Genomic DNA, 4,043 nt, shown 5'->3' with positions numbered 1-4,043 from the left:
CGCTTCCGGCGTTTGGCCAGAGCTTACGAGAAGCTGCCGCAGACGCTGGCTGGATTACATTACGTGGCGTTTGCCATGTTGATGCTGCCGCACCTTCCTGATGTTGTTGGGATGGTTCAGAACATGCTCTAGACTTATCTACACAGGAGAATAAAGATGGCAATCAGTTTGCAAAAAGGCGGAAACGTCAATCTTAGCAAGGAAGCCCCAGGCATGACCAAAATGCTGCTCGGTCTAGGCTGGGATGCTCGAGCAACCGATGGCGCTGAATTCGACCTTGATGCCAGCGCCTTCATGCTGAGTAGTACGGGCAAAGTAAGAAGTGACGCTGATTTCATTTTTTATAACCAGCCAAAATCTGCTGATCATAGCGTCGAGTATGGAGGTGATAATAAAACTGGCGCTGGCTCAGGGGATGATGAAACTATTACAGTGGATCTCACCAAGGTCCCTGCAGACATCGAGAGAATTGCCATCAGCGTCACCATTCACCAAGCAGATGAGCGCCGACAAAATTTTGGCATGGTATCAAATGCGTATATTCGTTGTGTCAACAGCACAGGAAATGTAGAAGTCGCCAAATACGATCTTTCAGAAGATGCCAGCATTGAAACAGCGATGATTTTCGGTGAATTGTACCGTCATAACGGTGAATGGAAATTCAAAGCGATTGGGCAAGGTTTTGCTGGAGGTCTTGGGCCACTGGCAAGAAACTACGGTGTAAATATCTAAAGCCCCGCTAAAAAAGTCTTCTTGGCGTTGCTGCTGGCCTTGCGGTACTCCCTCCGCAGTATCTGCGGCCATAAGCTTGGCCAAGAGCACCGCACTACGTGTTGCTAGCAGCGCCAAGACTGACCACGATCCGGGGACAGGAAAGCGCAATCATGTTTCCGGATCTTATCCGAGTGGATTCATATGCAAATACTTGCGCGCGGCCAGCGAATTGGCCTGAGTGACCTTGGCATTCTAACGGGCTGCTTTACCTTAAAACTGGCCTGTCAAGCTGACAAACACAACCTGGATATTGCCTGCTTTGGTCTGGATGCTCGGCATCAGTTGAGTGATGAGCGCTACATGACTTTTTTCAATCAGCCAAGTACGCCATGTCAAGGCGTACGGCTGACAGCAGCAGATGCGTTTACGTTCGATCTTCAACGCTTGCCACCCAGTATTGAAGCCCTGACATTAACGCTGGCCCTTGACCACCCAGATCCTAAGCTGACGCTCAACACACTGGGGCACAGCAGCCTTCAACTGCTCGCCCCAGATGGACGCCAGCTGGCCAGTTTGCCCTTTGACGGAACTTGGTTCATACAAGAGCGGGCCATCATGCTGGTCGAAATCTATCGTAAGAACCAGCAATGGCGACTTAAGCTGGTCGCCCAGGGATTCAATGGTGGCCTGGCTGCATTGGTCAGCCATTTTGGAGGTGTTGTCGCGGCTCCTCCAGCCGTTGAACCGCCCCCAGCCACACGTGTCTCTCTCGAAAAACGCATTGAGAAAGAAGCACCACAACTTGTCTCTCTGGTGAAGAAAGCAGCAGTCAGCCTTGAAAAAGCAGGTCTGAGCAATCACCGCGCCCGTGTATGCCTTTGTCTGGACATATCGGGCTCCATGAGCCAGCTGTACGCCAGCGGAGCCATCCAGCGTTTTGCCGAACGCATCCTGGCACTGGCATGTCGTTTTGATGACGATGGCGAGATTGATGTATTTCTCTTTGGCCAGGACGTCCACCACCCCAAACCAATGACTTTGGCAAACTGCTCGCAATACATACCCTTGTTACTGCGGCACTTCCCACTGGAAGGAGACACCCGCTACGGACGAGCCATGAAAGCCATTACCGAATTTTATCTTGGCACGGTCCCCCAACTCTCCGACCAAGCCGTATACGCACAAGCTACGCCCATTTATGTGATGTTTGTCACTGACGGCGGCACTTCTGACAAATCACAGACGGAGAGTTTACTTCGCGCTACCAGCCATGCCCCCATTTTCTGGCAGTACATGGGGATCGGCAAGGGACGCAAATCAAAATCTAAGAAATTGGCCCGATTTATAGACTCTGATTTTCCTTTTCTTGAAAACCTGGATGAGCTGAGTGGCCGCTTGATCGACAATGCAAATTTTTTCTCAGTGCTTACTCCAGAAGAATATTCTGATGAAGCATTGTATAGTCTACTCATGGAAGAATACCCACACTGGCTGAAACTTGCTCAAGCACACCACATGCTGCCCTGAATCTAGAAAGACTCTTAATAAAGTGCCTGAATTTACAATTACCGGAGATGAAAATCCTTTTTTGCATGTTTCCCTACGGCAAGGAGAGTCAATTTCTTGCGAAAGTGACGCCATGGTCATGATGGAAGACTCGCTGGATCTGGCTGGCCAGATTCAGGGAGGTATCGGACAGGCCCTTATGCGTCGCCTAGCCAATGGCGAAAGTTTTTTTCAACAAAACATCAAAGCTGTGCGAGGGGATGGAGACTGCCTGCTGTCGCCCCAGTTGCCAGGCGCCATGGAGGTGCTGGAGGTTGGACGCACACAGTACAACCTGGCAGATGGTGCCTATGTAGCAGCCAGTTCCGACGTAGAAATCACCGCGCAGATGCAAAGCCTGGGTACGGCATTGTTTGCCGGTAGTGGTGGATTCTTTATTGGACGCACTCGTGGTACAGGCAAGGTGGTTGTCTCGGGATTCGGATCACTTTTCACCCTGCAAGTAACACCAGACAAAGAGATTGTGATCGACAACGGCCATGTAGTGGCATGGGATACCCAACTGAATTACCGAATCTCTGCCTCCACCAATCGCAGCCAGGGTCTACTAAACAACTTGATGCACAGTGTGACCAGCGGTGAAGGCGTGGTATTGCGATTTTCTGGCAGAGGTCGTGTGATCGTATGTTCACGCAATCGGACCAATTTCATTGCCTGGCTAATCGACCAACTTCCAGCTTCGCGCAAGTGAGCATTTCCTCTTACCCAATAAGGAGCTATATATGGCAGTCAATCTGCAAAAAGGCCAGAAAATCAGCCTCAACAAAGAAGCTGGCCGCGAACTCTCCACTATTTTTATGGGATTGGGCTGGGACCCAGTCAAATCCAAAGGGATTTTTGGCTTTGGTGGCAACTCCCCCTCTATTGACCTGGATGCATCCTGCGTGATGTTCGATGAAAACAAACAGTTGGTTGACACGATCTGGTTCCGCCAGTTGCATAGCCAAGATGGCAGCGTACAGCACTCCGGAGACAATCTCACAGGCAATGGCGATGGTGACGATGAGCGCATCACCGTAGCACTGAACCGAGTACCAGCACAGGTAAAATCCCTGGTATTCACCGTCAACTCATTCACGGGTCAGAATTTCTCCCAGGTTGCAAACGCTGTTTGCCGGCTAGTAGATGCCCAGACTCAACAAGAAGTGGCCTGTTATAATCTCAGCGTACAAGGTACGCATACTGCCCAGATCATGGCAAAAGTCTATCGGCATAACGGCGAATGGAAAATGCACGCGATTGGCGAAAACGGTCAAGGACGCACTTTCCAGGATTTGCTGCCGCAAATTCTGCCACATCTGTAAGCCATATCTGCTGATGAACATCTGGTTTAATCGGACATTCTCGTCCATTCATGCGGCCTTGCGCCTTATCCGGGAAGCAGATACGCAGGGGCGCTTCACCCTGATTGCCTCAGGTCGCAATCCCCATGCCTTGGCACGCCTGCATGCGCACCACTACATGATTGAACCCGAAGGATTAAGCGATAACCATTATGTGGACTGGTGCCTGGATTTTTGTGTCGAACACGCTATTGGCGTACTTGTGCCCGGCCGGGAAGCACGCAATATTGCAGCACGCCAAGCAGAATTTGCTGCATATGGCATCCGTGTGCTGAGTGCAGCCAGTCCGGATTCACTTGATGTATTGAATGACAAAGCAGCATTCTAGAGCCTGTTCTGAACTATCCCATAGCGGTAAAATCCAAGCCCCATGGAAAACCGCAAACCTTACCCATCCGATGTCAGCGACGAAGAATGGGC

The 4,043-nt window shown here is 50.7% G+C and carries 5 protein-coding genes; all 5 read left to right on the top strand.

Features of this window, described 5'->3' with window-relative positions:
- Positions 1-156: 156 nt before the first annotated feature.
- Entirely contained in the window at positions 157-732 is a 576-nt protein-coding gene (locus DFR34_RS16590) for a TerD family protein (RefSeq protein ID WP_110392265.1), read from the top strand.
- Between the two features lie 183 nt (positions 733-915).
- Positions 916-2,241: a VWA domain-containing protein gene (locus DFR34_RS16585; RefSeq protein ID WP_110392264.1), complete on the top strand. Its 1,326-nt coding sequence runs from the start codon at positions 916-918 to the stop codon at positions 2,239-2,241.
- On the top strand, positions 2,213-2,971 hold the full coding sequence (locus tag DFR34_RS16580) for a TIGR00266 family protein (protein WP_245906932.1): 759 nt from the start codon (positions 2,213-2,215) through the stop codon (positions 2,969-2,971). Before DFR34_RS16585 ends, DFR34_RS16580 begins: the two co-directional genes overlap by 29 nt.
- Positions 2,972-3,002: 31 nt before the next feature.
- Positions 3,003-3,584, top strand: a complete 582-nt coding sequence (locus DFR34_RS16575) for a TerD family protein (protein WP_110392262.1) — start codon at positions 3,003-3,005, stop codon at positions 3,582-3,584.
- A gap of 13 nt (positions 3,585-3,597) precedes the next feature.
- Positions 3,598-3,951, top strand: coding sequence for a hypothetical protein (locus DFR34_RS17035; RefSeq protein ID WP_146215195.1), 354 nt, complete (start codon positions 3,598-3,600; stop codon positions 3,949-3,951).
- Positions 3,952-4,043: the final 92 nt, after the last annotated feature.

The organism is Rivihabitans pingtungensis (assembly GCF_003201855.1).
In the GTDB taxonomy this organism is placed as follows: Bacteria; Pseudomonadota; Gammaproteobacteria; order Burkholderiales; family Aquaspirillaceae; genus Rivihabitans; species Rivihabitans pingtungensis.
This window is presented reverse-complemented; position numbering and strand designations above follow the sequence as displayed.